The organism is Catenuloplanes indicus, assembly GCF_030813715.1.
Classification (GTDB): domain Bacteria; phylum Actinomycetota; class Actinomycetes; order Mycobacteriales; family Micromonosporaceae; genus Catenuloplanes; species Catenuloplanes indicus.
Genome location: NZ_JAUSUZ010000001.1, coordinates 1323456 through 1349077 on the forward strand (window position 1 = coordinate 1323456; position 25622 = coordinate 1349077).

A 25622-nucleotide genomic window follows, 5' to 3' on the forward strand; every position below is an offset into this window, starting at 1 on the left:
GCCGGTCAGGGTTCCGGGATGAACGCGGCCGCGAGTTCGGTGGCGACGGTCCAGCCGAGGGTGCGGTAGAGGGCGTGGCCGTCGGCGGTGGCGGCGAGCACGCCGGTGCGGATGCCGCGGCGGGCCGCGTGGTCGCTCAGGGCCTGGATGACGACGGTGCCGAGGCCGCGACGGCGGTACTCGGGCACCGTCTCCACCTGGTCGATGACGCCCCAGCCGCCGCCGGGGGCGAGGCGGCCGGAGGCGGCCAGGTCACCGGTCCGGTCGTGGCGGACCTCGGCGGTGAGCACACCGGCGTGATCGGCCCGGACCGTGACCTCGAACGGCCGGGGTGCCCGGACCGGGGCGGTGGTCAGCGCGGCGGTCATCAGCGGGTTCGACTCGAACATCTCCCAGTGCGGCGGCAGCGCGGCGCGCAGGTCGGGCGCGCTGCCGTCCAGCTTGATCCAGGCGCCCGGCGTGGTGACCTCCTCGCCGAGTTCGCGGAGGTAGCGAGGGTCCCAGGTGTGCAGCAGGTAGCGCAGGCGGTGGCCGGGCCGGCCGACGTCGAAGAGCAGGCCGCCCGGGATCGTGACCACGGCGGGGATCCGCCGCGACCGCGCCCAGCCCCGGCCCCACGCGACCACCAGATCCTCCCGGCTCATCGCGACCCCCGGCCGGTCACCGCCGCGAGCGCCCGCCGGGGACGGGACGTGCCGGTCAACGGGGGTGCGGGCCGCGTGGTGCGGGTCCGGCGGGCGAGCACTGTGGACACCCGTTGATCATCCCGCACGCCTCAGTGAATCATGCGCCGGCCGGGCCTCCGACGCCGCGGGGTCCGGGTGCGTCCGGGCTTCGGGCTCCCGGAAGACGATCGCGGCACCGAGCGCGGCCGCGGCCGGCACGACGATCTCACCGGGCCGGGGCGCCGTGTGCGGGACGTGCGCGGCGGCGAGGTGCCGTGCGGTGTGCCGGAGGTCGTGCACGGCGACCGTGACGGCCGAGAACATCAGCGAGTGGCCGAGCAGCAGCGTGACGGTGGCGTCACCGGCGCGGAGCCGCGCGACGCCGTCGGCGCGCTCGGCCGGGCGCCCGACGAGGCGCTCGTAGCGCGACACCACACCGGGGAACGCATCCCGCGGCACGCGCAGCGTGCAGCCGGTCAATGCGGTCGCACCGTTCGGGTGGCCCACCGGATGCTCACCGGCCGCGATGCTCTCCGCGATCCCGATCCGGCCCTCGGCACCGTCACCGCGATCGCCGCCGCGATCGCCGCCGGGATCGGAGGCGCTGTGGCCGCTGGGCGCACTGCCGCCGCGACCGGAACCGCCGCGGGTGGTGCGCTCACCGTCGCCGCGATCATCGCCGTGATCGCCGGCGCCAGGATCGGCCACCGCGCGGTCGCCGTTGTCGAGTTCCAGGAAGTGGCTGGTGGCCATGCCGCCGGGAATGCGGCGCTGGATCGGGTGGACGCCGCCGTGGCCGATGCCGGCCGCGTCCAGGCGGGCCGCGGCCGCGTGCACGTCCGGCGCCCCGAGCATCAGGATGCGCAGCCCTGGGCCGCGGCCGAGCCACGCGGTCAGTCCCGCCGCGGCGGCGCGGGCGGCGGCGAGCAGCGCGGGGAGGCGGTCGTCGGGTACCTCGATCGGCCGCGCCTCCGCATCATCCGGCAGTGGGTGGTGGTCGTCGACGACGGTCACCAGTTCCACGAACGATCGGTCCAGGTAGACGTGGCTGTTGGCGGCGCCGATCGGGCGGGGCGGGGCGCCGGGAGCGGGCGGCAGCGCCGGGCAGACCGGTGGCGCCACCGTGAAGCCGAGCCGCCGGTAGGTCTCGATCGCCGCGCCCAGGTCCGGCACCACCAGGCCGACGTGGTGCAGCCCGTCGACGACTGCGCGCATCGACTCAGAATAACGGCCGATTGACTTTCCAAGACGGAATGTGATTGGCTTTCCGTCATGGAAAACGATGCAGCCGCCCAGCTCGCCGCGATCAACGAGGCCCGGTCCACGCTCGCCGACCGGCTGGTGACGCCGTGGTGGTATCACCCGGTGCTCGGGCTCGCCGCCGCCGGTTTCATCGTGGGCTACGGCTTCGGCAACGTCGTCGTCCGGCTCGCCACCGCCGTGCTGTTCGTGCTGGTCTGTCTCGGCCTGATGCGTGCCTACAAGCGGCTGACCGGCGTCTGGATCTCCGGTTTCGACGCGGGGCGCGCGAGCCGCTGGGCGAAGACGACCGGCGCGATCGTCGGCGTCACCGGCATCACGGCGTGGGCGATCGGCGCCTACACCGACCTGGACTGGCTGATCTGGTGCGCCGCCGCGGTCGCGTTCGCCGTGACCGTGGTGCTCGGCCGCCGCTACGACGTCGCGCTGCGCGCCCAGCTGCGAGCCGGCGCATGACCCGCCCGGCCACCGTCTCACCGACCGATACGGGCGAGAGCCCGCGGCGTCGCGACGAGTGGAGCCGGGCGTGAGCGAGCCGTTCGACGAGACCATCCACGCGCCGCACCGGCTGCGGATCTGCGCGTTCCTCGACGCCACCACCAGCGCGGAGTTCGGCACGCTGCGGGACATGCTCGGCGTGGCCGACTCCGTGGTCAGCAAGCACCTCAAGGTGTTGCAGGACGCCGGTTATGTCGCCATCGCGAAGCCGACCGGCCGCGGCCGCGTCAAGACCTGGGTCAGCCTGACCGCCGACGGCAAACAGGCCTACGCCCGCCACGTCGCCGCCCTCCGCACGCTGATCGGCGGCTGAGGCGAAGCAACACAGCCGACCCCGGGCAGGTCAGAGCCGGGTGGCCACCCGGACGAGCGCGGCCACGGCGAGCGACCGGCTGTGCGACGGCCAGGCGATCCGCGTGACGACCGGGGACGCGCCGGCCAGCGGGACCGCCACGACACCGGCGGGCAGCGCCGGCCGGGACGACTCGGGCAGTACGGAGAACGCCCGGCCGAGCGCGATCAGCTGGAGCAGCTGCGTGCCGTCCCGGACCTCCAGGCCGTCCTCCGGCCAGCACGGCCGCGGGAGTGCGGGCAGTTCGTCCACGGTCATCGTGGCGCGGGCGGCGAGCGGGTGCCCGGCCGGCAGCACCACCATCCGCCCCTCGGTCGCGATGTCCTCGTGGTCCAGGCCGCCGAGGACGTGCCCGTCCGCGACCAGGAGCGCCACGTCGGCACGGCCGTCGCGCAGCATCCGTTCCGGCTCGCCCGGCTCCAGGCCCGCGAGGATCACCTCGACCTCGGCCGCGTCCGGTTCCGCGGCGTACGCGTCGAGCAGCTTGGCCAGCAGTTCCACGGACACGCCGGCCTTCGCCACCAGCGCCAGGCCGGGTCGCCCGTCCGGTGCGGCGCGGCGGGTGCGGCGGTCGGCCGCCGCCACCGCCGCCAGCGCGTGGCGCCCCTCGTCGAGCAGCACCGTGCCGGCCGCGGTGAGACTGACCGTGCGGCCGGACCGGACGAACAGCGGCGTGCCGAGCCGGCGTTCCATCTTCTGCACCGCGCGGGACAGCGCCGGCTGGGCGATGCCGAGCCGCTCCGCCGCGCGCCCGAAGTGCGACTCCTCGGCCACCGCGACGAAGTAGCGCAGCTCCCGGGTCTCCATGAGCCGCAACGATAACCGCGCGGCATCGGTCGCCGCCCACTCGGTATTGGAGGTCACGGCCGCTACGGCCGCAGGATCGAACCGAGGGAAAGACCGATGGGAGCGACACAGATGGATCTGCAACTGACCGGCAAGCGCGTCCTGGTCACCGGCGCCAGCAAGGGCCTGGGCCTCGGCATCGTGCGGGCCTTCGCGGCCGAGGGCGCCGAGGTGGTCGCGGTCGCCCGGCGCAGCACCCCGGAGCTGGACGCGACCGGCGTCCGGTTCGTGGCCGCGGACCTGACCCGGCCGGACGGTCCGCGGCGGGCGGTGGAGGCCGCGCTCGCGGTCGATCCCCGCCTGGACGTGGTGGTCAACAACGCCGGTGGCGGCGACTTGCCCACGGAGGCGTTCGGCGATCTCCTCGAGGGCGACGACGACGTCTGGGCGGACTCGCTCGCCCTGAACCTGTTCGCGGCGCTGCGCGTGCTCCGGGCCGCGCTGCCCGCGCTGACCGAGGCGCGCGGTGCCGTGGTCAACATCAGCTCGAACGCCGCGCGGCTGGCCGGTGGTGGCCCGCTGCCGTACGCCGCCGCGAAGGCCGCGCTCAACCTGACGTCCCGGGTCCTCGCGGAGCGGCTGGCCGGGTCCGGCGTGCGGATCAACACGGTGTCACCTGCCGGGGTCCGCTCCTACACCCAGGAGGGCCCGGACGGTTACGTGGCGAGGCTCGCGGCGCACCTGGGCATGGACCATGCCGCGTTGCTCGCGCGGCTGCCGGCGCAGGGCGGCATGCTGACCGGCCGGCTGGCCGAGCCGGACGAGGTCGCCCGCGCGGTGCTGCTGCTCGCCTCCCCGGCCATGCCCAGCGCGATCGGCCAGAACTGGTCCGTCGACGCCGGTGCGGTCAAGGCCGTCTGAAACCCGGAATCCAGCGGGGGTACGCGTACCCCCGCTGGATTCCGATCGTCAGAGCGCCGCGGCCGCGACGCCGTCCGGGTTGCCGAAGCGGTGTGCGGTGATGCTGATCGCCTGCTCGCGCAGGAACGGCAGCAGCTCGATCCGGCCGGACTCGGTGACCGGACCGCCGTAGACGGCCAGGTCAGGGCGGCCGCCGGTGGCGGTGACCACGTCGGCCACGGAGCCGCCGACCAGGCGGGCGCGACCCGGGCCGAGACGCGCGGTCCACGCGTCGGACGGCTCCACCGTGTGCGCGATGCCGAGCGCCTCCGGCAGCGGCGTCGCGGACGACACCGTCAGGTCGGCACCGGCCAGCGTGCCGGCCGCGATCAGCCGGACCAGCTCGGCGACCGCGCCGTCGGTCTCCAGCCGGAGCTCGACCGGGACCGGCAGGTAGCGCAGCACGTTGCGCTCCGCGGCCAGCGCGGAGACGTCGGACGGCGCGAAGTGCGTGGCCCACGCGTGCGCGTCGCTGCGTGCGGCGCGCTCGACGTAGGCGGCCTCGTCGGCGCTCAGCACGCCCTTGGCCCGGCCGATCAGGTTGCGCACCCGGGCGGACGGCTCGTCCACCGCGGTAGCCGGGCGGGAGTCCCAGGAGCCGAGGCCGACCAGGTAGTTCGGGCCACCGGCCTTGGTGCCGGGACCGACCGACGAGCGCTTCCAGCCGCCGAACGGCTGCCGTGCGACGATCGCGCCGGTGGTGCCGCGGTTGACGTACAGGTTGCCGGCCTGGATGCGGTTCAGCCAGGTGCGTAGCTCGGCCACGTCCAGTGAGTGGATGCCGGAGGTCAGGCCGTACTCGACCTCGTTGACGATGTCGATGGCCTCGCTCAGCGTGTCCGCGGTCATGATGCCGAGGATCGGGCCGAAGTACTCGGTGTGGTGGTACGCCGAGCCGCGCCGCACGCCGTCCCGGACGCCCGGGCTCCACAGCTTCCTCGAGGAGTCCAGCGCGCGCGGTGCGATCAGCCAGGACTCGCCGGGGCCGAGCGTGGTCAGACCGTCGAGCAGCTTGCCGGACGGCGGCTCGATGACCGGGCCGACCTGCGACGACGGGTCCCAGGGGTAGCCGACGGTGAGCGACGACACCGCGTCCATCAGCTGGGTGCGGAACCGCTTCGACCTGGCGACCGAGCCGACCAGCACGACCAGCGACGCGGCCGAGCACTTCTGGCCGGCGTGGCCGAACGCGGAGTGGACCACGTCCTTGACCGCGAGGTCCAGGTCCGCGCTGGGCGTCACGATGATCGCGTTCTTGCCGGAGGTCTCGGCGAGCAGCGGCAGGTCGGACCGGAACGAGCGGAACAGCTCCGCGGTCTCGTAGGCGCCGGTCAGGATGGTCCGGTCGATCCGCGGGTGCGCGATCAGCTGCGCGCCGAGCGTGCCCTCGTCCACCTGGACCAGCGTGAGCACGTCGCGGGAGACACCGGCGTCGTCCAGCGCCTCCCAGATCGCCTCCGCGAGCACGGCGCCGCAGCGCTCCGCCGGGCCGGCCGGCTTGAGCACGGCGGTGGACCCGGCGGCCAGCGCGGCGAGCACGCCACCGGCCGGGATCGCGACCGGGAAGTTCCACGGCGGCGTGACCAGCGTGATGCCGGCCGGCGTGAACGCGGCGCCGTCCACCGCGTCCAGCTCGCGGGCCAGTTCCGCGTAGTAGTGGGCGAAGTCGACGGCCTCGGAGACCTCCGGGTCGGCCTGGTCCGCGGTCTTGCCGGCCTCGGCGGCCATCACCTCGATCAGCGCGGCGCGGTGTGCCTCGATCCGCTCGCCGATCCGGTGCAGCACCTTGGCCCGGTCCTCACCGGAGACGGTGCCCCAGGTGGTGCCGCCGGCCTTCTCCAGCAGGTCGTTGAGCGCGGCCGGGCTGTCGATCCGGGCCGCGTCGATCCCGGCCGTACCGATGCCGGATTTCTCGGCCTTCATGACGGCGGCCCGCATCCAGTCGCGGTTCGTGCGCACCGACGGGTCGGTGTCCGGCGTGTTCCGGAAGTGCCCGATCGTGGAGACCGGGACCACGGCGTGCCGGTCCGCGACCCGGTGCGGCGGCGGGACCTCGGAGTCGAGCGCGGCCAGCGAGGCCTCGAACCGCTTCTGCTCCCGGTCGAACAGCTCCGCCGAGGAGTTCAGCTCGAACACCGCGGACATGAAGTTCTCGCTGCTCGCGCCCTCCTCCAGGCGGCGGATCAGGTATGCGATCGCGACGTCGAACTGGGCCGGCTTGACCACCGGCGTGTAGAGCAGCAGGCCGCCGACCTCGCGCCGGACCGCCTCCGCCTGGCCCTGCGCCATGCCGAGCAGCATCTCGAACTCGATGCCGTCCCGGACGCCGCGCTCGCCGGCGAGCAGCCACGCGTACGCCACGTCGAACAGGTTGTGGCCGGCCACGCCGAGCCGGACGTTGCCGATCCGGTCCGGGTGCAGCGCGTAGTCCAGCACCCGCTTGTAGTGCGTGTCCGACTCCTGCTTGCTGCCCCAGGTCGCCAGCGGCCAGCCGTGCAGCGACGCCTCGACCTGCTCCATCGGCAGGTTCGCGCCCTTGACCAGGCGCACCTTGATGCCGGCGCCGCCCCGGGCGCGGCGGGCCGCGGACCACTCCTGCAAGCGGATCATGGCGCTGAGCGCGTCCGGCAGGTACGCCTGGAGCACGATGCCGGCCTCCAGCGACAGGAACTCCGGCCGGTCGAGCAGGCGGGTGAAGACCTCGATGGTCAGGTCGAGGTCCTTGTACTCCTCCATGTCGAGGTTGATGAACTTGTGCTCGTCCCGGGCGCGGGTGAACAGCGGCGTCAGCTGCGTCTCGATGTGCGCGACCGCCTCGTCGAACGCCCACGGGTTGTGCGGCGCGACCGTGGCCGACACCTTGATCGAGACGTAGTCGACGTCCGGGCGGGCGAGCAGCCGCTCGGTCTCGGTCAGCCGGTGCGACGCCTCGCCCCGGCCCAGCACGGCCTCGCCGAGGAGGTTGACGTTGAGCCGTACCCCCTGGCCCTTGATCTTCTGGATGGCCTTGCCGAGGCGCGCGTCGGTCGCGTCGACGATCAGGTGGCCGACCATCTCGCGCAGCACGCGGCGCGCGATCGGCACCACCACGCCGGGCATCGTGGGGGCGAGCGCACCACCGGCCTTCACGGCCGCACGCAGCGGCGCGGGCAGGAACGACGGCACGTCGCGGGCGAGACGGCTGAGCGCACGGGCGCTGACCTGAAGGTCCTCCGGCCGGACGACGCCGTCGACGAAGCCGACCGCGAACGACAGGCCCTTGGGGTCGCGCAGCACGCCGGCCAGCTGAGCGGCGGAGCCGGAGACGGGGTACGTCTCGGCCTCACGCAGCCAGCGCCGGACCAGGGTGACGGCCTCGGCGCTCAGCTGGGGGTCGGTGGCGTTCATCTGACTGGTTCCCTCCATGACATGAGATGCCCAGTTTCGGTCCGCCCTTGCATTAGGAAAAGCGATCGTTTGTGACGGGTATTCTTCGGTTGAACTTAACCGTCTCTCAAGGAGTGGGCGCTGTGCTGGAGATTCGCCGCCTGGTGCTGCTGCGAGAGCTGGCCATCCGGGGCACGATCGCGGCCGTCGCCGAAGCGCTCAACTTCTCCCCGTCCGCCGTCTCCCAGCAACTCAGCCAGCTGGAGAAGGAGACCGGCATGGTGCTGCTGCGCAAGTCCGGGCGGCGGCTCCAGCTCACCCCGCAGGCCGAGGTGCTGGTCGCCTCCGCCGGCGAGGTGCTGGACACGCTGGAACGCGCCGAGGCCGCGCTGCAGGCCTCGCTGACCCGGGTGAGCGGGCGGGTGCGGGTCGCGGTCTTCCAGTCCGCGGCGCTGGCGCTGATGCCGGCCGCGCTCAAGACCATGGCCCGCCGGCATCCGGACGTACGGGTGGAGATGGTGCAGCGCGAGCCGGAGGAGGCGCTGCGCGAGACCTGGGCGCGCGACTTCGACATGGTGGTCGCGGAGCAGTACCCGGCGCACGCGGCACCGCACCACCCCGGCCTGGACCGGCGCGACCTCACCACGGACGCGATTCGCCTCGCGCTGCCGCCGGAGTCCGAGTCGCTGAGGCCGGTGTCGCACCTGCGCGAGGCCGCGGAGATGCCGTGGGTGATGGAACCGCACGGCACCGCCTCCCGGCACTTCGCGCTGCAGACGTGCCGGATCGCCGGTTTCGAGCCGGACGTGCGCTACGAGACCGCGGACCTGCAGTCGCAGATCCGGCTGGTCGAGTCCGGCAACGCGGTCGCGCTCATCCCGGACCTGGTGTGGGCCGGGCGCTCCACGTCGTGCCGGCTGGTGGAACTGCCCTCGGCGCCGCGCCGCACCATTTTCACGGCGCAGCGGATCGCGGGCGCGGCCTCACCGGCCGCGCGTGCGTTTCGTCAGACCCTGGAACGGGCGGCCGGTCAAAGCCACTGAACCGCGGTGACCTCACCCTGCGGGTTGAACGTGAGCGTGAAGCCACGCGAGCGGTCTTCGCGCGCGCCCAGGTCGGCGAAGAGCTCGTCGACGTCGCTCGGCGTCCGGTCCGCGTGCCACACCTCCGCGTCCGGGTCGACGCGCACGTTCACCCACCGGCCGGTGCCGTCGAGCGTCTGCCGGTTCTCGCCCAGCGTGGCTTCGCGGACCCGGAGCAGCAGCAGACCGGAGGCCTGATCCCGGCTCACGCTGTCGATCTGCATGAAGAACTCGCCGTTCCAGCTCTCCTCGACGACCGTCTCGGCGTCGTACGGCGCCAGCTCCGTGCCGTACGGCCACGCCGCGGCCGCGGCCCCACCGGCCGCCGCGATCACCAGCGCGGCCACCACCAGCACCACCCGCCGGGGCCGCCTGGTACGCCGGCCACGCTTGGCCGGCTTGCTCACCGGGATCTGCGCGGCACCATAGGCCTTGGGGCGCTCCGCGCCGTGGGCCTGGGCGCGCTCCGCGCCGTAGGGCTGTGGGCGCTCCATCGGCCGGGCCGCCTTCACGGTCAGCTCCGCGTCCGGCCCGCTCACGTCCTCGGCCGTCACCGCGCCGGACGCGACGGCCAGCTCCGGCGACTCGACCGCGGTCGGCGCCACGCCCAGCGCGCGGTGCAGGAGCGTGGCCAGCAGCGGCACCCGGCTGCCGCCGCCGACCAGGAACACGCCGAACAGCGCGGACGGTTCCACCCGCGCCTCGCGCAGCACCGCGCGGGTCGCGTCCACGGTCCGGTCCAGCACCGGGCGGGCCAGCGACTCGAACTGCTCGCGGCCGAGCGGCGCCTCCTGCTCGATGATCGGCAGGTGGATGTGCGTGCCCGGCGACCGGGACAGCGTCTCCTTGCCGGTCCGCACACCGGTCCAGAACGCGCGGGACGCGGCCTGGTCGCCGGGCGCGGACGGGGCGACCAGGCGCGACCAGGCGGCACCGTGCCGGGACTGGTAGACCGTCCCGAGGTGCGCGACGATCGCGGCGTCCAGGTCCAGGCCGCCGCCGTCCGGCAGGCCGGTCGTGGTCAGCACCTCGAACCCGGTTGGCGTGCGCCGGACCACGGACACGTCGACCGTGCCCGCGCCCACGTCGCAGATCAGCGCGGCACCACCGGCCGGCAGCGCGTCGCCCGCGGTCGCGGCGAAGTGGGCCGCGGCCGCGACCGGCTCGCTGACCAGGCGCACCGAGTTCAGCCCGGCGCGCGCGGCCGCCTCCCACAGCACCTCCCGGCGCTGCGCGCCCCACGCGGCCGGGTGGGTGAGCGTCACCCGCTGCGGCGGCGCCGGCAACTGGGCCACCACCCGGCGCAGCACGGCCGCGATCAGGTCGGCGACCGCTACCTCGACGCCGCCGAGCAGCACGGACTTCTCGTCGATCCGCTGTTTCGGGTACGGCTCGTACCGCTCCGGCGCGGTCGCGGCGGCGAGCAGCACGTCCGGGCCGGCCACCAGGCGACCGGCCGGGTCCGCGCAGACGCCGGAGGGCAGCGACGGCCGGCCGTCGAACAGCACGGGGCGTACCCCCTGGCGGCCGGCCAGCACCGCCACCGTGCTGGACGTGCCGAAGTCGATGCAGAGGTGCGTCACCGGACCAAAATAGTGCTTCCGCTATACCTGACCGCGTGGGGTCTTCTCTGCTCGACGTCGTGACGCGGTCGCCCGCACCGGCCACCGCGGTGTCCGTGTTCGGCCCTGATCGGGTGTTCTCGCAGGTGGTGCACGGCACCGCGGACCTGTCCACCGGCCGCCCGGTCACCGCCGGCGACTGGTGGGACCTGGCCAGCCTCACGAAGGTGCTGGTCACCCTGCCGGAGGTGCTCGCCGCGGTCCCGTCCCTCGACCTGCCGCTGGAAGAGCTGTGGACACCGGCCCGGGGGTACGCGGTGGGCCGCGCGACGATCCGCGCGCTGCTCACCCACACCGCCGGCCTGCCCGCCTCGGTCCCGTTCTTCCGCACCGTCACCGGCCGCGACGAGATCCTCTCCGCCGTGCTCGGCACACCGCTCGGCCCGCCCGCGGAGGTCTACAGTGACCTCGGCTTCATGCTGCTCGGCCGGCTGGTCGAGGACCTGACCGGCCGCTCACTGTCCGATCTTGCGCGCGACCGCACCGGGCTGCGCTTCGGCGCGCCACCGCGGGAGTCCGTCGCCACCGAGCGCGACCCGTGGCGCGGCCGGCTGATCGTCGGCGAGGTGCACGACGAGAACGCGGCCGCGATGGGCGGCGTGGCCGGTCAGGCCGGTGCGTTCGGCACGCTCGCGCTGGTCACCGCCGCGGCCCAGGCGTGGCTGCGGGATCCGTACCCGCAGGTCCGCACGCCGTCGACGCCGGGCGCGCGGTTCGGCCTGGGCTGGATGGTCACGCCGCGGCCCGGCCTCGGCGTGGCCGGCCTGCCCGGGTTCGGGCACACCGGGTACGTCGGGAACCGGCTGTGGCTCTCCCCGTCCCGCGGCCTCGGCGTCCTGATCCTGGCGAACCGGGTGCATCCCACCCGCGAGGGCACTGCCGAACCGTACGCCCGCTGGTGTTCCTCGTTCTTCGACCGGGTCTCCCGGCGGAGCCCGCCCTGAAGGGGGGATCGGCGATCCCTGGATGGGCGGACGGGCGGAACGGTACACAGGAGCGCATGCTGATCGATCGAGCTGGGCTGGCCGAGTTCCTGCGGCGGCGCCGGGCGACGCTGCAACCGGAGGATGTGGGGCTGCCGCGCGGGTCCGGGCGACGGACCGCGGGACTGCGCCGGGAGGAGGTGGCCGCGCTGTGCCACATGTCGATCGACTACTACGAGCGGCTGGAGCGGGAGCGCGGGCCGCGGCCGTCCGTTCAGATGGTCGCGTCGATGGCCCAGGGGCTGCATCTCACGCTCGACGAACGGGATCACCTGTTCCGGCTCGCCGGGCATCAGCCCCCGGTCCGCGGTGCGACCAGCGCGCACGTCAGCCCGGCACTGCAGCGGGTGCTGGACCGGCTCGGCGACACGCCCGCGGAGATCGTCACCGAGCTGGGGCAGACGCTGCGGCAGACCCCGCTCGGCGTCGCGGTCTTCGGTGACGCGACCGCGTACACCGGGCCGATGCGCAGCCGCGGGTACCGGTGGTTCGCCGACCCGAGCAGCCGGCTGATCTACCAGCCGGAGTATCACGAGAGCCTGTCCCGGATGTACGCGGCCGGGCTGCGCCGCCTGGTCACGCTGCGCGGGCCGGAATCCGAGGCGGCATCCCTGGCCGCCCTGCTGCTGGCCGCGAGCGCGGAGTTCCGGGAGCTGTGGGAGCGGCACCGGATCGAAGGGCTGCCGGACGAGGTGAAACGCCTGGTCCACCCGGAGGTCGGCACGCTGGTCCTGCACTGCCAGATGCTGGTCGACAACGCCCAGTCGCACCGCCTGCTGGTCTACACGGCCGAGCCCGGCACCGAGAGCTACGACAAGCTGTACCGGCTGTCGCTGCGTCAGGAGGCCGCGACCCACCGGCGCGGTGCCTGATCAGACCCGTTCGACGGCCGGGACCCGCTCCACCCGGGTGTTCGGGATCAGCGACAGGCCGAGCGCGACCAGGACGAGGACGGTTTGGCCGAGGAACGCGGCGGTGAAGTCCGTCTCGCCGTCCGCGCCGATCGCGATCCCGCCGAGGACCGCCACGCCAGCCGCCGCACCGATCTGCTGTGCCGCGCTCACCAGGCCGCTGAGCAGGCCCGACTCGCCCTCGGCGGCGTCCCGGACCGCGATTGCGATCGCGTTCACCAGGCCGACGCCGGCCCCGGCGCCGAGCAGCACGAACGCGGCGGCGGTGTGCGCGGAGTAACCGCCGTCCGCCGGGTTCAGCAGCAGCCAGGTGAAGCCGGCGAGCAGCAGGAGCAGACCGGCCGTGCACGCCCGGGCCAGGCCGAGTGACCGGGCGGCGAACGGGGCCAGCGCGCTACCGACGATGATCATGAGGGGCAGCGGCGCCTGGGCGAGCCCGGCCGACCGCGCGTCCAGGCCCTGCACCTGCTGGAGGTACTGCGGGAGCAGGAAGAACATGCTGCCGAACACGCCGCCGAGCAGGACCACGACCACGCTCGCCCGAATGACCGGGCCGCGGCGGAACAGCGCCGGCGGCACCAGCGGATGCGCGGCGCGGCGCTCGACGGCCACGAACGCGGCCAGGAACGCCACCCCGGCCGCGATCGCGATGAACGAGCCGGGCCCGGTCCACCGCGACGCGGACGCGGACACCACGCCGTACGCGATCGCGGAGATGCCGCCGGTGATGGTGATCGCGCCGGGCACGTCGATCCGGCCCGGACGCCCGTGCACCGCCGGCACCGACCGCAGCACCAGCGCCATGCTGAGCAGGCCCACCGGCACCGGTGCCCAGAACACCGCCGGCCAGCCGAACGCCTGGGTGAGCACGCCGCCGAGCAGGAAGCCGAGCACGCCACCGGCGCCGGAGACCGCACCCCAGATCCCGACGATGCGGGTGCGCTCCGCCGGTGTGGCCGAGACGGCGAGCGCGAGCGCCAGCGCGGACGGGATCACGATCGCGCCGCCGATCCCCTGCCCGATCCGGCCGGCGATCAGCATCGGGCTGTTCACGGCGAACGCGCAGAACGCGGTCGCGGCCAGGTAGACGACCATGCCGGCGAGGTAGATCCGCCGGCCGCCGACCACGTCCGCGAGCCGGCCGCCGAGCAGCAGCAGCCCGGCGAGCGGCACCAGGTAGCCGCTCGCGACCAGCGTCAGCTCGGCCGCGGTCAGCCCCAGACCCTCGCGGATGAACGGGCCGGCCAGGTTCGTCATCGCGGCGTCCAGCACGACCAGGAACGACGAACTCGCCAGGCCCAGCAGTGCGATCCCCCGGGGCGCCGGTGTCCTGCTCATCGTCGTCCTCTCGCCGGCAGCGTCATCTCGAGTCCGTGACGGCGGGCCGGCGGGCACCGCTCCCGCCGGTCGGGACCTCTTGTTTCTACCGGCGGCCGGGACCGCCAACCACGGACCGCCGATCCCCCTCTACGGCGCGGACGCCACCCGGCTGGTCGCGCCCTCGACACCCGGCACCGGTGTCGAGGGCGCGACCAGGCGCGGGACCCGGCCCGCAACGGTCTTTCGCGACCGGCGACGGCACCGGCTCCGCCGCGGCGGCCGGAGCGGAGCGCGGGCAAAGTCAAAAGCCTCCGCGCGGTCGGCCCGCGGGAGCGTGCGGGCGGCACCACGCCGGAAGCGGGAGAGTCCTTTCAGGCGGCCGCGGGCTCCAGGGTCTTGCGCGGCCTCGCGGTGACGATCAACTGCTCCACCGGGGCCGGGACCGGCTCGGGAGCCGGGAGCGGTGCCTCCGGAGCCTCCGGGGCACGGTGCCGGGCGACCAGGCGGACGGCCAGGACCGCGACCCCCGGCAGGCTCGCGACCAGCGCGAACAGTCCGTAGACCACTGCCACGGTGAGGCCCTGCGCGGCGCTGAGGCCGGTGGTGGCGAACGCCCAGGCCAGGAAGCCCTCGCGCGGTCCGAAGCCGCCGATGCTGACCGGCAGCACCATTACCAGCAGCGCGGTGACCAGCAGCGGCAGCAGCGTGCGCAGCGGCGCGACGGAACCGGCGGCGCGGGCCGCGAGCAGGAACGTGGCGAGGTGACCGCCGAGCACGATCGCGGACGCGAGCAGGACGCCCGGCCAGGTGCGACGGGCGAGCAGGCCCTGCCGGACGTCACCGGTGGCGGTCCGCCAGGCACGCCGTACCCGGCCCGGATTGCGGCGCAGCTTGACCGCCAGGAACGCGCCGGCCAGCACGGCACCGGCGGCGATCGTGGCCAGCACGGCCGGGGAGACCGACACCATGTCCGCAACCGCGAGCGCCAGTCCCGGGTGTGCGATCAGCACACCGGTGCCGACCGCGACGAGCACGATCTGCCCGGCGGTACGTTCGAGCACCACCGCGCGCACGCCACGGCCGACGTCGCCGGTGTCCCGGCCGTTGCGCACCGCCCGGTCGACGTCGCCGAGCAGGCCGCCGGGGAGCGTGGCGTTGAGGAAGAGCGCCTGGTAGTAGTCCGCGACCGCGGCGCGCAGCGGGAGCCGGATGCCCAGGCCGCGCGCGGTCAGGCACCAGCGCCACGCGCTGAACACCGTGGTCAGCAGCCCGATCCCGGCGGCCGCGAGCAGTGTCGGCCAGGTGAGCACGCGCAGGCTGTCCAGGAACGCGACCGACCCGAGCCGCCAGAACAGCAGCGCGATGATCGCGGCGCCGGCGACCGGCTTCACCCAGGACAGGATCTTCTGCACCATCAGGAGGCCTCTCCGGGCAGCGCCAGCAGGTCGGTGTGGTGCACGGTGACGGCCAGCTCACCGGCCGCGGCCTGGGCGAGCCGCCGCCGCAGGTAGTCGTCGATCTCGTGCTCGACGCTCGCCTCGCGGCCGAGCCGGGTGGACGCGGCCGTTACCCAGCCGCGCAGCCACTCCTCGATCAGCTCCCGGTGCTCCGGGCCGATCCGCCACGGGCTGGGCCGCGCGTGCACCGCCGCGCCGCGCTCCTCGAACGCCGCGGTGATCACCTCGGCCGCCTCGGCACCGAGCAGCGTACGGCCGGCCACGTGCTGCCGCAGGTGCTCGTTGAACGCGCTGTTCAGCGGTCCGTCCAGCGGGTCGGCCGGGGTCAGCTCCGCGTGCCCGCTGACCGACAACGTGAGCAGCGCGGGCGTACCCGACCCGGCGCACGCCTCGGCGAGACGCGCGGCGTCGTCCGCGTCCAGCAGGTCGAGCAGCGCGGACGCGGTGACCAGTGAGACGCCGTCCAGGTCGGCCGCGGTCAGCGCGGTGATGTCGCCCTGCCGGGTCTCCACCGTGAGCGCACTCCCGGTGCCGATCATGCTGGCCGCGGCCACGCCGAGCAGGTCCGGATCGCGATCCTGCATGATCCAGTGCTGGCGGCCGTTCAGCCGCGGCGCGAGCCACCGGGCCATCGAGCCGGTGCCGCAGCCGAGGTCGAGGATCACCGGGTCCGGGACGTCCGCAAGACGCCCCCGGATCTCGTCGGCCAGTTCCGTCGCGCGGGCCGCGGCATCCGCCGGCTCACGCAGGTCCAGCCACGTCGAGGCGTACCTCGGCGCTTCGGCGACACTCATCCCGGCCTCCACTGACGGTAACGGTCCCTGTCCCGCGCACCGGCCGGTCAAGATCTCCGGCGGTCCGCGTCACCTGGAGGTACGGACGTTTCGCGGATCCGGTTCGAAGATCCGGTGAACCGTCCGCCGGAAGTTTCCGTGTTGACAGAACGCGACCGGCGGTGACCCGCCGCGGTTCCCCGGCATGGAGGCAGCACAGTGACAGCAGGCGTATGGACCGGCACCGTCAGTCCCCTTCGCGGCCCCGCGGCCGGGCTGCTCGCCCAGTTCGCGGTGCTCGGCGGCCTCACCGCCGCGGTCGGTCTCGGCACCACCGGCTGGATCGCCGGCACGGTCTACGCGCTCGCGCTCGGCACGCTGCTCGCCCGCGCCATGCACCGCGCCGGCCTGCGGGTATTCGGCCCGGCTAACGCGGTCACGCTGGCCCGTGCCACGCTGATCGGCGGCGTGACCGCGCTGGTCGCGGACTTCCAGCGCACGCCGGTCGCGGTCCTGGTCGTGCTCGCGTCGGTCGCGCTGGTCCTGGACGGCGTCGACGGGATCGTGGCCCGCCGCACCGGCAGCAGCTCACCATTCGGGGCCCGCTTCGACGGCGAGGTGGACGCGTTCCTGATCCTGGTGCTGAGCGTGTTCGTGTCGTTCCACCTGGGCTGGTGGGTACTGGCTATCGGCGCGTTCCGGTACGCGTTCGTGGCCGCCGGGTGGCACTTCGCCTGGCTGCGGAACGATCTGCCGGTGCGGTACTCGCGCAAGACGGTCGCGGCGGTGCAGGGCGTCGTGCTGGTCGCGGCCGCGTCGGGCGTGCTGCCGGGGGTGGCCGCCGGAGTCCTGGTGGCGGGTGCCCTGGCCGCGCTGGTGTGGTCCTTCGGGCGGGACATCGCCTACCTGCATCGCACGTACGGTGCGGTGCCGGCGGCCGGTGGCACGGCCTGACGGTTTCAGCCGCCGGCGGAGAGGGCCTCGGCGAAGAGCTGTGCCGCACGTTGCACGCAGCGCTTCCGGGCCGGCGACAGGTCGTACGGCATCTTGGTGACCGCTTGGCCGACGCTCAGCGAGGTGGGTCTCCGCTCCGCCGGGCCGGCGTCGTCCATCTCGAAGAGCTTCTCCTCCTCCGCGTCCAGCCCGGCTTCCCGGACGGCCCGGTCCAGGGCCATCTGATGGGCGCATCGCTGCACGGCGAGCGCTTCGACGCGCGGGTCGCCGGGGTGCACGCCGTCGTCCAGGGCCGCCTCGGCCGCGTCGAGCCGGTCCTGTTCCGCGCGCAGGCCGGGATGGGTGGCCAGCACGATGAACGCGCTGGCCTGGATCGCGGCGCCGAGCGCGCCGAAGATGCGTTCCGTGACCAGCAGCGCCTCGAGGTCGCCGGGACGCAGCGCGCCCGGCGGCAGATGATCGAGCCGGTCGGTGACCATCGTCGAGAGCAGCCCCAGCGGGCTGCCCACGGCCCGCAGACGCTGAACGGCGGCACGCCGGCGGGCAATGTCGGCCTGCTGGTCGGCCAGCGTCCGCTCCAGCCTGGCCAGCACGTCGTCGATGTCCCGGGTTCCCTCGAACGCGGCGCGCATGTCGTCGAGGCTGATGCCGGTCTCCGCCATCCTGCGGATCCAGAGCAGGCGGATCATGTCGTCGTAGCCGTAGCGGCGGCGGCCGTCCGCGCCCCGCCCGGGCTCCGGCAGCAGACCGATCTGGTGGTAGTGCCGGATGGCGCGCGGCGTGGTCTCCGCGAACAGAGCGGCGTCACCGATCTTGACCTGTCGCGGCGGCATGAGGGCGGAGAGCGTCACAGCGGGAACCTTTCGTGGTGGGATGCCGCAACAAGACCACATGCCGCTACGGCAGGTGCCAGATCATCTCGCGGGCCGAGCCCGGGGCGGGCTGGCGGGGGCCTGGAATGATCGCCGGATGCGGAAGACGATCGTGGCCGTACCGGCGGTGGTGCTGGCGGTGTTGATCGGCTTTCCCGGGCTGGTGCCGAACGCCGGACCGCGCCTCGGGAGCCTGATCGAGACGTTCCTGCCGTGGCTGGGGCTCGGCGTTCCGGTACTGCTGCTTCTCGCACTGCTCCGGAGGTCGCGGATCGCGGCGATCGCGGTGGTGCTGCCGGTGGTCGCCTGGGTGGCCGTCTGCGGCGGGAAGCTGGCGCAGAGCACGGGCACGCCGGCCAACCTGACGGTGGTGCAGCACAACCTCAGCGACGAGAACCCGGATCCGGCCGGGACCGCGCGCACGCTGCTGGCTCCGGGCGCGGACCTGATCGGCGTGCAGGAGCTGCTGCCGGCGAACGTGGCCGCCTACGATGCGGTGCTGGCCACGAGGTACCCGCACCACGCGGTGCACGGCACGGTCGGGCTGTGGTCGCGGTACCCGATCGTGGAGTCCCGGCCGGTCGACATCCGGCCGGCGAGCGTGCACGACGCCAACTGGAACCGCGCGCTGCGCGCGGTGGTCACCACGCTCCAGGGGAACGTGGCGGTGTACGTGGCGCATCTGCCCTCGCTGCGGCTCTCGCCCGGCGGGTTCGGCAGCGACCGGCGCGACGACTCCGCGGTGCGGCTCGGCGCCGCGCTGGCCGGCGAGCCGCTGGAACGGATCATCCTGATCGGGGATCTGAACGGCACCGTCGAGGATCGAGGGCTGCGCCCGGTCACGGACCGGGTGAGCACCGCCGAAGGGGGATTCGCGTTCTCCTGGCCGGCCCGCACACCGGTCGCCCGGATCGACCAGATCATGGCGCGCGCGATCGCCGTGCGGGCGGTGTGGACGCTGGATCGCACCGGCAGTGACCACCTGCCGATCGCGGCCCGGCTCATGTTCCTGTCGTGAGCCGCCGGCTCACAGTCTGGCCGCGAGCCAGTCCAGCGCGCGCACCGCGGTCTTTGGCAGGACCGAGATGTGACCGGCGCCGGGCACGATCCATGACTCCGCGCCGGGGACCAGGTCGCGGGCGTGCGCGGCCGGTACCACCCGGTCGTCCGCGCCGTGCACCAGCAGCACCGGCGCCGTGATCGAGGCCGGGCCGAAACCCCACGGCCGCACGTACGCCAGGTCGTCGTCGATCAGCGGGCCAGGGCCGGCCGCGACCGCCGGCTCGACCACCTCGCCGAACCAGCCCCACTCGCCCTCCAGCGCGGCCCAGTCCGCGGCGGTGAAGTCCGGCATGGAACCGGTGGCCTCGTGCGCCTCCTTCGCGGCCCGGCCCGCGATCGCGGCGCGCAGACCGGCGGCACCGGCCGGTCCCATGCCGTCGAACCACGTCTCGTCGTGGCGTGGGGCCGGCCCGGACACGGACACCGCGGCGGGCACCCGATCGGGCAGCAGAGCCGCGCAGGCGAGCGCGTGCGGGCCGCCGCCGGAGTGCCCCATCACCCCGAAGGAGGACACCCCGAGCGCGTCCGCGACCGTGGCCGCGTCCCGGGCCGCGGATGCGACGTCGCGGCCGGGCAGCGCGGTGGATCCGCCGTAGCCGGGACGGTCGTAGCCGATCAGCCGGACGCCGAGCCGGTCCGCCGCCTCGTACAGCGGGCGCGGGGGCGTGCCGATGTTCGGCGTGCCGTGGTGCCACAGGACGACCCGCGTGCCGGTGCCCCGGTCGTAGGCGTGCAGCGTGCGGCCGTCCGCGGTAGCGATATCCATGCGCACCATTGTGCGCGGGGGGTCCGACAGAATGATCGAATACCCGTCGCGAGGCGGAGCCGGAGATCCGGCTGGGGACGGATGTGCGGCTTGAACAGCGTGAATACGCTGGTGGACATGACGATCTCGCTGGCTGAGGAACTGGTTCTGCTCGCTTACAACGACGAGGGCATCGCGTACGGCACCAGCACCTGGCTGGACTACGGCGTGGCCGGCGCGCACCTGGTGGAACTCGCGCTGGCGGAGCGGATCACGCTGACCGGCGGCAAGGTCGACGTGATCGACACGACGCCGACCGGCTCACCGCTGGCGGACGCGGCGCTGGCCACGATCGCGGCGGACACGAAGCGGCGCAAGCCGAACGACTGGGTCTACCGGCTGTCGAAGAAGGCCCGGCAGCCCGTGCTGGACGGCCTGGTCACGGCCGGGATCCTGGAGCAGCGCGCGGACCGGCTGATGCGCATCTTCCCGGTCACCCGCTACCCGGCGCCGCACGGCGTCGAGCCGGCGGTGGAGACCGAGCGCCGGCGGCTGCTGCACGCCGCGATCGACGGCTCGGACCCCGCGCCGGACACCCGGACGCTGGTGCTGTGCACGCTGATCGACGCGCTCGACTGGGAGAAGCGCGTCTTCCCGGACCTGCCCCGGCGGGAGACGAAGAAGCGGCTGAAGGAGCTGGGCGACACGCACTGGGCCGGTGTCGCGGTGGGCCGCCTGATCAAGGACCTGCAGATCGCGATCATGATGTCGGCGGTCGTGGTCACCACCGCCGCCTCCTGATTTCCGGCCCGGGCGGCACCCCGCGGGCCGTAGGATCCAGGCAGGCGCTCTCTCGGCCGCCGTGGGGCGTCGCACCCGGAGGGGGAGAAATCATGCCACGTCGTGCCACCGCCGTCATCGCGGGCGCACTGTCGGCCCTGGTCGCCGCGCCCGCGCACGCCACCGCGGGCGCGTTCTGGGACAGCTTCGAGGAGCCGTGGGCGCCGTCCGGGAGCTTCACCACGTACCGTGCGCACGAAACCTTCGGTTCGTGGACCGTCATCGGTGGTGACGTGGACCTGATCGGCGACGGCTACTGGGCGGCGCAGAACGGGGCGCAGTCGCTGGATCTGAACGGCGCGCGGGCCGGCGCGGTCCGGGCGGTGTTCCGCACCACGCCGGCCGCTGACTACCGGGTCAGCTACCGCCTGTCCGGGAATCCGTCCGGCCCGCCGGAGGCGAAGACCGGCGTGGCCGGCGTCGACGGCCGCGCATGGCAGGACTTCGCCTTCGACGCCACCGGGACCAGCAGGACCGCCATGGGGTACGTGGAAATGTCGTTCACGTTCCGGGCCACGCGCGCGGAGACGTCGCTGGAGCTGACCAGCACCACCCCCGGCGCGTACGGCCCGGTCGTCGACAACGTCCTGGTGCAGAGCTGCACCGTCACCGACTGTTCGATCAGACGGTGACGTCCCAGCCGAGCAGCAGCGCGTCGCCCGCGGTGTAGGCGGTGCGGCCGGTCAGCGTGAGCCCGGCCGGCAGGCGCGTGTCGCCGGGCGCGTCCGTGGTGGCGGAGATGGCCACGATCAGCCGGTCGGCCAGGCCCGCCTCGAGCAGCGCCGTGATCAGCCGGGTCCCGCCCTCGACCAGCAGCGACTGGACGCCGCTGCGGCGCAGCTCGGCGAGCACCGCGGGCAGATCGACGCCGTCCGGGCCGGCCGAGACCTCGCGCAGCCCGACACCGGCCGCCTGGATCGCGTCGGCGCGGGCCGCGTCCGCCTCCTTGGTGGTGAAGACCGTGGTCGCGGCCTCGCCGCCGAAGACGCGCGCGGTGAGCGGCAGCGTGAGGTCGCCGTCCAGGACGACGCGCAGCGGGTGAGCGCCGGGCACCAGCTCGACCGTGAGTGACGGGTCGGTGCGGCTGACCGTGCCGGCGCCGACCAGCACCGCGTCGGTCGCGGCGCGCAGCGCGTGCTCCTCGGCCGTGGGGATGCCGGGGTCGCGCTGGATGCGGCCGTCGAGCGTCTGGGTGACGCGGACCATGACGTACGGCCGGTCCGCGCGCGGGCGTATCTCGCCGATCAGGCCACGCACGTCGATGCCGGCCTCGGGCACGGTGACCGGCTCCGCGCCGATCGGCGCGACGTGGCCCATCCGGTCCGCCTTGGTGGTCAGGTAGGCGGCGTTGCGCGCGTGCGCGGCGGTCTGCAGGCCCACCATGGTCCGCACGGTGAGGCCGCCGGCGCGCAGGCCCTCGACCTTGTCCGGGTTGTTCGACATCAGGTTGACCGACTCGACGCCGATCGCCTTCAGCACGGCCGCGGACTCGCCGTACGTGCGCGCGTCCGCCGGCAGGCCGAGACGCAGGTTCGCGTCCAGCGTGTCCGCGCCCTTGTCCTGCTCGACGTACGCCCGGAGCTTGTTGACCAGGCCGATGCCGCGGCCCTCGTGCCCGGTGATGTAGAGCACCACGCCGCGGCCGGCCGCCGCGACCGTGCGCATCGCGGTGCGCAGCTGCACGCCGCAGTCGCAGCGCAGCGAGCCGAGCGCGTCGCCGGTCAGGCACTCGGAGTGCAGGCGGGTGAGGACCGGATCGCTGCCGGTGACGTCGCCGCGGATCAGCGCGAGCAGCGTGTGCCCCGCGGCGGTCTCGAAGACGCGCGTCGTGAACTCCCCGTACGGCGTGGGAATCACCACGGAACAGACCTCGACCGGCGCGGGCGCCGGGTCGCCCGTTCGCTGTGGCGTAAGAATCATGGCACCTTTGCTACCACGTGGATCAGCTGCTGCCCACCGCCCGACCGATAAATGCCTCACCGGGGCTATATGGCTATATGTCCATTTAAGAGATCTTTGGGGGATGTCCGTGAAAGCGCGCGCCGTCCGGTTCCTCGCGCCGCGCTCGGTCGCGGTCGAGGACGTGCACCTCGACGAGCCGACCGGCGACGAGCTGCTGGTACGCACCGTCTACTCCGGAATCAGCGCGGGCACGGAGTTGCTCGCGTACCGCGGCGAGCTGGACGCGGCGACGCCGCTGGACGAGACGCTCGGCGCGTTCGAGGGTGGTTTCAATTACCCGTTCGGGTACGGATACAGCGCGGTCGGCCGAACCCTTGACGGGACCGCGGTCTTCGCGTTCCACCCGCACCAGGACGTCTTCACCGCACCGGCCGCGGACGTGCTGACGCTGCCGGAGGGCCTGGACCTGCGGCTGGCGACCATGTTCCCGTTGGTGGAGACCGCGCTGCAGCTGAGTCTCGACGCAGGACCGGTGCTCGGCGAGACGGTGCTCGTGACCGGCCTCGGCGCGATCGGGCTGCTGACGTCCCTGCTACTGACGCGGGCCGGCGCCTCGGTCGTGGCACTGGAGCCGATGCAGTGGCGCCGCGAGCTGGCCGCCTCGGTGGGCATCACCGCGCTGAGTCCCGAGGAATCGGACCATGACGCGGCGCTCCTGGTCGAGACCTCCGGCGCCCCGCGCGCGCTCGCGGACGGGCTCGCCCGGCTGCACCACGAGGGCACCGCGCTGGTCGGCTCGTGGTACGGCACCAAGCCCGTCGCGCTCCCGCTCGGCGCCGACTTCCACCGCCGCCGCCTCACCATCCGCTCCAGCCAGGTCTCCACGATCCCGGCCGCGCAGCAGGACCGCTGGACCCGCGACCGCCGCCGCGGCACCGCGCTGGCCCTGATGCCCACGCTGCCGCTGGCCGCGCTGGCCACCACCGAGTTCGCGTTCGAGGACGCCCCGGCCGCGTACCAGGCCCTGGACCGGGGCGCACCCGGAGTCCTGCACGCGGCGCTGCGCTATGAATAAGGGCATGTACGAAGTCGGCACCTCCCGAGAAGTCCGTGCTTACCACACGATGCCCGGAATGCCCCCGCCGGAAGGCGAGCGGCACTCCCACGACTACCGCCTGGACATCCGCGTCACCCGCCCGCGGCTGGACGAGCGCGACATGGTCGTCGACCTCGACGTGCTCAACGACGCGCTGCGCGGCGTGACCGGCCGCCTGCACGAGGCCGACCTGGACGAGATCGTCGGCGCCGAGACCACCAAGGACGCGGTCACCGTGGAGGTCTTCTCCCAGTGGCTGCACGCGGTGCTGGTGAGCGCGGTCGGCCCGGTGCCGGGCGCCACGCTGCACGTCCGCGTCTGGGAGGACCCGCGGATGTACGGCGGATACGAGGGCCCGCTCGGTGACTGAGCTCGCGGTCACCCTGCTCACGCTCGGCGACCCGGCGACGATGACCGGTGGGTACCTCTACCACCGGCGCGTCGCGGACCGGGCACCTCAGCACGGCGCGCGGGTGCAGTTCGTGTCGCTGCCGAAGTGGCGGTTCCCGCTGCCCGCCCTGGCCGGCGCGACCATGCTCCGCAAGATCCACGCGCAGCGGCCGGACGTGCTGCTGGTCGACAGCATCGTGGCCGGTCTGGCCGGGCCGTGGCTGGGCGCGGCGCGCGGGCTGCCGCCGATCGCGGCGATCCTGCACCAGCCGCCGGGCGGCATCGACCACGCGGCCGGCCGGCAGCGCACCCAGGCCTCGCTGGACCGCGCGCTCTACAAGCGCGCCCAGCGGATGATCATCGCGTCCGAGGACCTGGCCAACACGCTGCGGCAGCAGGGATTCGACCCGGAGTCGCTGGTGGTGGTCCCGCCCGGCCGGGACGCCGCGGCCGACCCGGTCGACCCCTCCGGTGATCTGCGCCAGGACCGGCAGGCCGCGATCCTCTCGGTGGGCAACTGGATGGCGCGCAAGGGCCTGCTCGACCTGCTGGACGCCTTCTCGAACCTGCCGCCGAACGCGGCCACGCTGCACCTCGTCGGCGACGAGGACGTCGAGCCCGAGTACGCCGCCCGGGTCCGGGCCCGGATCCAGCGGCCCGACCTGCGCGACCGCGTGGTCACGCACGGCGTCGTCACGCCCGCCGAGGTCGCCGGGTTCTACCGCAAGGCGGACATCTTCGCGCTGGCCAGCACGCGCGAGCCGTACGGCACGGTCTACGGCGAGGCGATGGCCGCGGGCCTGCCGGTGGTCGGCTGGAACGCCGGCAACCTCCCGCACCTCGCGCAGCACGGCGTCGAGGGCCTGGCCGTGCCGCCCGGTGACCGGGTCGCGCTGACCGGCGCGCTGCTGCGCCTGGCCACCGACGACGCGTACCGCGCGAAGATGGCCGCGGCCGCGCGACGGAAGGCCGACACGTTCCCCACCTGGGACGACACGTCCCGCATGCTCTTCACCGAGCTCCGCGCGCTGGCGGAGAGAGTCAGGGAGGCGCAGCCGTGACCCGGTTCGAGGCGGTCCTGTTCGACGCGGGCGACACGCTCATCCGCCTCTCCGGCAGCGGCGAGACGCTGCTGCACAAGGCCGCGGCCGGCCGGGGCGCCGGGCCGCTCGACCCGGACGAGGCCGGCGCGGCCTGGCAGCGCGTGCTCGACCGCAGCAGCACCGCCGAGGAGATGGCGAAGGGCCGCGACCTCGACCCGGAACGGCACCGGCAGGTGTGGACCGCGCTCTACGCCGAGGCCGGCTGCGACAAGCTGCTGCCCGGCCTCAGCGACGACCTCTACGCGCTGACCGTGGCCGCGGAGTCGTGGGAGGCGTTCGACGACACCCTGCCCACGCTGCGCGGACTGCACGAGCGCGGCCTGCGCATCGGCGTGGTCAGCGACACCGGCTTCGACCTGCGCCCGGCGCTCGACCGGCTGGGGCTCACGCCGTACCTCGACACGATCGTCATGTCCTTCGAGCACGGCGCCTGCAAGCCCGCGGTCACCTGTTTCACCGCGGCCGCGGAGCGGCTCGGCGTGGCGCCGGAGCGGACGCTGATGGTCGGCGACAACCCGCTCACCGACTCGGGCGCGGTCACCGCGGGCATGTTCGCGTTCCTGCTGCCCAAGCCGTCCCCGACCGGCCCGCGCGGCCTGACGCACGTGCTCAGCCTGGTCTGA

At 73.9% G+C, this 25622-nt stretch carries 25 protein-coding genes; 14 read left to right on the plus strand and 11 right to left on the minus strand.

Annotation, left to right across the window (positions count from 1 at the left end; genetic code table 11):
• Nucleotides 1-5 precede the first annotated feature (5 nt).
• Entirely contained in the window at nt 6-644 is a 639-nt protein-coding gene (locus tag J2S42_RS06290; protein WP_307236137.1) for a GNAT family N-acetyltransferase, read from the minus strand.
• A gap of 117 nt (nt 645-761) precedes the next feature.
• A complete protein-coding gene (locus J2S42_RS06295) occupies nt 762-1880 on the minus strand; it encodes a VOC family protein (RefSeq protein WP_307236139.1) in 1119 nt (372 codons plus the stop codon).
• Between the two features lie 57 nt (nt 1881-1937).
• On the opposite strand from J2S42_RS06295, the gene J2S42_RS06300 reads away from it, so the two are divergent.
• Both J2S42_RS06300 and J2S42_RS06305 read left to right on the plus strand, forming a co-directional pair.
• A complete protein-coding gene (locus J2S42_RS06300) occupies nt 1938-2381 on the plus strand; it encodes a hypothetical protein (protein ID WP_307236141.1) in 444 nt (147 codons plus the stop codon).
• A 70-nt stretch (nt 2382-2451) separates the two neighbouring features.
• Nucleotides 2452-2736, plus strand: a complete 285-nt coding sequence (locus J2S42_RS06305) for a transcriptional regulator (protein ID WP_307236142.1) — start codon at nt 2452-2454, stop codon at nt 2734-2736.
• 30 nt (nt 2737-2766) lie between these two features.
• Here J2S42_RS06305 and J2S42_RS06310 read toward each other — a convergent pair whose 3' ends face one another.
• The gene (locus J2S42_RS06310) at nt 2767-3582 is read right to left on the minus strand and encodes a LysR family transcriptional regulator (RefSeq protein WP_307236144.1); all 816 of its coding nucleotides are present in this window, start codon (nt 3580-3582) and stop codon (nt 2767-2769) included.
• Nucleotides 3583-3678: 96 nt separating this feature from the next.
• Between J2S42_RS06310 and J2S42_RS06315 the strand changes: the two genes are divergently transcribed.
• Nucleotides 3679-4482, plus strand: coding sequence for an SDR family oxidoreductase (locus tag J2S42_RS06315; protein ID WP_307236146.1), 804 nt, complete (start codon nt 3679-3681; stop codon nt 4480-4482).
• A 48-nt stretch (nt 4483-4530) separates the two neighbouring features.
• On the opposite strand, the gene J2S42_RS06320 is transcribed toward J2S42_RS06315, so the two are convergent.
• Nucleotides 4531-7908 (minus strand): bifunctional proline dehydrogenase/L-glutamate gamma-semialdehyde dehydrogenase, encoded by a 3378-nt coding sequence (locus J2S42_RS06320; protein WP_307236148.1) that lies wholly within the window; start codon nt 7906-7908, stop codon nt 4531-4533.
• Between the two features lie 122 nt (nt 7909-8030).
• Here J2S42_RS06320 and J2S42_RS06325 point away from each other — a divergent pair, with 122 nt between their 5' ends.
• Nucleotides 8031-8930 carry a LysR family transcriptional regulator gene (locus J2S42_RS06325; RefSeq protein ID WP_307236150.1) on the plus strand — a complete coding sequence of 300 codons (900 nt, stop codon included), beginning with the start codon at nt 8031-8033 and terminating at the stop codon, nt 8928-8930.
• Here the strand turns inward: J2S42_RS06325 and J2S42_RS06330 are convergent.
• Nucleotides 8918-10552 (minus strand): Hsp70 family protein, encoded by a 1635-nt coding sequence (locus J2S42_RS06330; protein ID WP_307236152.1) that lies wholly within the window; start codon nt 10550-10552, stop codon nt 8918-8920. The genes J2S42_RS06325 and J2S42_RS06330 overlap by 13 nt on opposite strands.
• 35 nt (nt 10553-10587) lie before the next feature.
• On the opposite strand from J2S42_RS06330, the gene J2S42_RS06335 reads away from it, so the two are divergent.
• Nucleotides 10588-11535 (plus strand): serine hydrolase domain-containing protein, encoded by a 948-nt coding sequence (locus J2S42_RS06335; protein WP_307236154.1) that lies wholly within the window; start codon nt 10588-10590, stop codon nt 11533-11535.
• A gap of 56 nt (nt 11536-11591) precedes the next feature.
• The gene (locus J2S42_RS06340; RefSeq protein WP_307236156.1) at nt 11592-12446 is read left to right on the plus strand and encodes a helix-turn-helix transcriptional regulator; all 855 of its coding nucleotides are present in this window, start codon (nt 11592-11594) and stop codon (nt 12444-12446) included.
• On the opposite strand, the gene J2S42_RS06345 is transcribed toward J2S42_RS06340, so the two are convergent.
• The 3 genes from J2S42_RS06345 to J2S42_RS06355 form a co-directional block, all read right to left on the minus strand.
• A complete protein-coding gene (locus tag J2S42_RS06345) occupies nt 12447-13823 on the minus strand; it encodes an MFS transporter (RefSeq protein WP_307236158.1) in 1377 nt (458 codons plus the stop codon).
• A gap of 353 nt (nt 13824-14176) precedes the next feature.
• Nucleotides 14177-15220, minus strand: coding sequence for a lysylphosphatidylglycerol synthase transmembrane domain-containing protein (locus J2S42_RS06350; RefSeq protein ID WP_307236160.1), 1044 nt, complete (start codon nt 15218-15220; stop codon nt 14177-14179).
• Nucleotides 15220-16056, minus strand: coding sequence for a class I SAM-dependent methyltransferase (locus tag J2S42_RS06355; protein WP_307236161.1), 837 nt, complete (start codon nt 16054-16056; stop codon nt 15220-15222). The genes J2S42_RS06350 and J2S42_RS06355 overlap by 1 nt, the downstream gene beginning before the upstream one ends.
• Nucleotides 16057-16254: 198 nt before the next feature.
• Here J2S42_RS06355 and J2S42_RS06360 point away from each other — a divergent pair, with 198 nt between their 5' ends.
• The gene (locus tag J2S42_RS06360) at nt 16255-16989 is read left to right on the plus strand and encodes a CDP-alcohol phosphatidyltransferase family protein (RefSeq protein ID WP_307236163.1); all 735 of its coding nucleotides are present in this window, start codon (nt 16255-16257) and stop codon (nt 16987-16989) included.
• A 5-nt stretch (nt 16990-16994) separates the two neighbouring features.
• On the opposite strand, the gene J2S42_RS06365 is transcribed toward J2S42_RS06360, so the two are convergent.
• Nucleotides 16995-17840: a MerR family transcriptional regulator gene (locus tag J2S42_RS06365; RefSeq protein WP_307236165.1), complete on the minus strand. Its 846-nt coding sequence runs from the start codon at nt 17838-17840 to the stop codon at nt 16995-16997.
• Nucleotides 17841-17958: 118 nt separating this feature from the next.
• Here J2S42_RS06365 and J2S42_RS06370 point away from each other — a divergent pair, with 118 nt between their 5' ends.
• Entirely contained in the window at nt 17959-18879 is a 921-nt protein-coding gene (locus tag J2S42_RS06370; protein WP_307236167.1) for an endonuclease/exonuclease/phosphatase family protein, read from the plus strand.
• Between the two features lie 9 nt (nt 18880-18888).
• Here J2S42_RS06370 and J2S42_RS06375 read toward each other — a convergent pair whose 3' ends face one another.
• Entirely contained in the window at nt 18889-19689 is an 801-nt protein-coding gene (locus J2S42_RS06375) for an alpha/beta fold hydrolase (RefSeq protein ID WP_307236169.1), read from the minus strand.
• Between the two features lie 117 nt (nt 19690-19806).
• On the opposite strand from J2S42_RS06375, the gene J2S42_RS06380 reads away from it, so the two are divergent.
• Together J2S42_RS06380 and J2S42_RS06385 are read left to right on the plus strand one after the other, a co-directional pair.
• Nucleotides 19807-20469 carry a GOLPH3/VPS74 family protein gene (locus J2S42_RS06380; RefSeq protein WP_307236171.1) on the plus strand — a complete coding sequence of 221 codons (663 nt, stop codon included), beginning with the start codon at nt 19807-19809 and terminating at the stop codon, nt 20467-20469.
• A 92-nt stretch (nt 20470-20561) separates the two neighbouring features.
• Nucleotides 20562-21140 (plus strand): choice-of-anchor C family protein, encoded by a 579-nt coding sequence (locus tag J2S42_RS06385; RefSeq protein WP_307236173.1) that lies wholly within the window; start codon nt 20562-20564, stop codon nt 21138-21140.
• Here J2S42_RS06385 and ribA read toward each other — a convergent pair.
• Nucleotides 21130-22428: a GTP cyclohydrolase II RibA gene (ribA, locus tag J2S42_RS41890; protein WP_370879147.1), complete on the minus strand. Its 1299-nt coding sequence runs from the start codon at nt 22426-22428 to the stop codon at nt 21130-21132. The two genes, J2S42_RS06385 and ribA, sit on opposite strands and share 11 nt — an antisense overlap.
• Nucleotides 22429-22531: 103 nt before the next feature.
• Between ribA and J2S42_RS06400 the strand changes: the two genes are divergently transcribed.
• From J2S42_RS06400 to J2S42_RS06415, 4 genes are read left to right on the plus strand one after another with little or no spacing between them, the layout of a single operon-like run.
• A complete protein-coding gene (locus tag J2S42_RS06400; protein ID WP_307236175.1) occupies nt 22532-23485 on the plus strand; it encodes a zinc-dependent alcohol dehydrogenase in 954 nt (317 codons plus the stop codon).
• A 4-nt stretch (nt 23486-23489) separates the two neighbouring features.
• A complete protein-coding gene (locus J2S42_RS06405) occupies nt 23490-23876 on the plus strand; it encodes a 6-pyruvoyl trahydropterin synthase family protein (RefSeq protein ID WP_307236177.1) in 387 nt (128 codons plus the stop codon).
• A complete protein-coding gene (locus J2S42_RS06410) occupies nt 23869-24957 on the plus strand; it encodes a glycosyltransferase family 4 protein (protein ID WP_307236179.1) in 1089 nt (362 codons plus the stop codon). The genes J2S42_RS06405 and J2S42_RS06410 overlap by 8 nt, the downstream gene beginning before the upstream one ends.
• Nucleotides 24954-25622, plus strand: a complete 669-nt coding sequence (locus tag J2S42_RS06415) for an HAD family hydrolase (RefSeq protein ID WP_307236181.1) — start codon at nt 24954-24956, stop codon at nt 25620-25622. Before J2S42_RS06410 ends, J2S42_RS06415 begins: the two co-directional genes overlap by 4 nt.

Excerpts from the sequence above, each read along its gene's own strand:
- J2S42_RS06290 (WP_307236137.1), bottom strand. The coding sequence starts at position 644 with ATGAGCCGGGAGGATCTGGTGGTCGCGTGGGGCCGGGGCTGGGCGCGG.
- J2S42_RS06295 (WP_307236139.1), bottom strand. The coding sequence starts at position 1,880 with ATGCGCGCAGTCGTCGACGGGCTGCACCACGTCGGCCTGGTGGTGCCG.
- J2S42_RS06300 (WP_307236141.1), top strand. The coding sequence starts at position 1,938 with ATGGAAAACGATGCAGCCGCCCAGCTCGCCGCGATCAACGAGGCCCGG.
- J2S42_RS06310 (WP_307236144.1), bottom strand. The coding sequence starts at position 3,582 with ATGGAGACCCGGGAGCTGCGCTACTTCGTCGCGGTGGCCGAGGAGTCG.
- J2S42_RS06315 (WP_307236146.1), top strand. The coding sequence starts at position 3,679 with ATGGGAGCGACACAGATGGATCTGCAACTGACCGGCAAGCGCGTCCTG.
- J2S42_RS06320 (WP_307236148.1), bottom strand. The coding sequence starts at position 7,908 with ATGAACGCCACCGACCCCCAGCTGAGCGCCGAGGCCGTCACCCTGGTC.
- J2S42_RS06340 (WP_307236156.1), top strand. The coding sequence starts at position 11,592 with ATGCTGATCGATCGAGCTGGGCTGGCCGAGTTCCTGCGGCGGCGCCGG.
- J2S42_RS06345 (WP_307236158.1), bottom strand. The coding sequence starts at position 13,823 with ATGAGCAGGACACCGGCGCCCCGGGGGATCGCACTGCTGGGCCTGGCG.
- J2S42_RS06350 (WP_307236160.1), bottom strand. The coding sequence starts at position 15,220 with ATGGTGCAGAAGATCCTGTCCTGGGTGAAGCCGGTCGCCGGCGCCGCG.
- J2S42_RS06355 (WP_307236161.1), bottom strand. The coding sequence starts at position 16,056 with ATGAGTGTCGCCGAAGCGCCGAGGTACGCCTCGACGTGGCTGGACCTG.
- J2S42_RS06370 (WP_307236167.1), top strand. The coding sequence starts at position 17,959 with ATGCGGAAGACGATCGTGGCCGTACCGGCGGTGGTGCTGGCGGTGTTG.
- J2S42_RS06375 (WP_307236169.1), bottom strand. The coding sequence starts at position 19,689 with ATGGATATCGCTACCGCGGACGGCCGCACGCTGCACGCCTACGACCGG.
- J2S42_RS06380 (WP_307236171.1), top strand. The coding sequence starts at position 19,807 with ATGACGATCTCGCTGGCTGAGGAACTGGTTCTGCTCGCTTACAACGAC.
- J2S42_RS06385 (WP_307236173.1), top strand. The coding sequence starts at position 20,562 with ATGCCACGTCGTGCCACCGCCGTCATCGCGGGCGCACTGTCGGCCCTG.
- ribA (WP_370879147.1), bottom strand. The coding sequence starts at position 22,428 with ATGATTCTTACGCCACAGCGAACGGGCGACCCGGCGCCCGCGCCGGTC.
- J2S42_RS06400 (WP_307236175.1), top strand. The coding sequence starts at position 22,532 with ATGTCCGTGAAAGCGCGCGCCGTCCGGTTCCTCGCGCCGCGCTCGGTC.
- J2S42_RS06405 (WP_307236177.1), top strand. The coding sequence starts at position 23,490 with ATGTACGAAGTCGGCACCTCCCGAGAAGTCCGTGCTTACCACACGATG.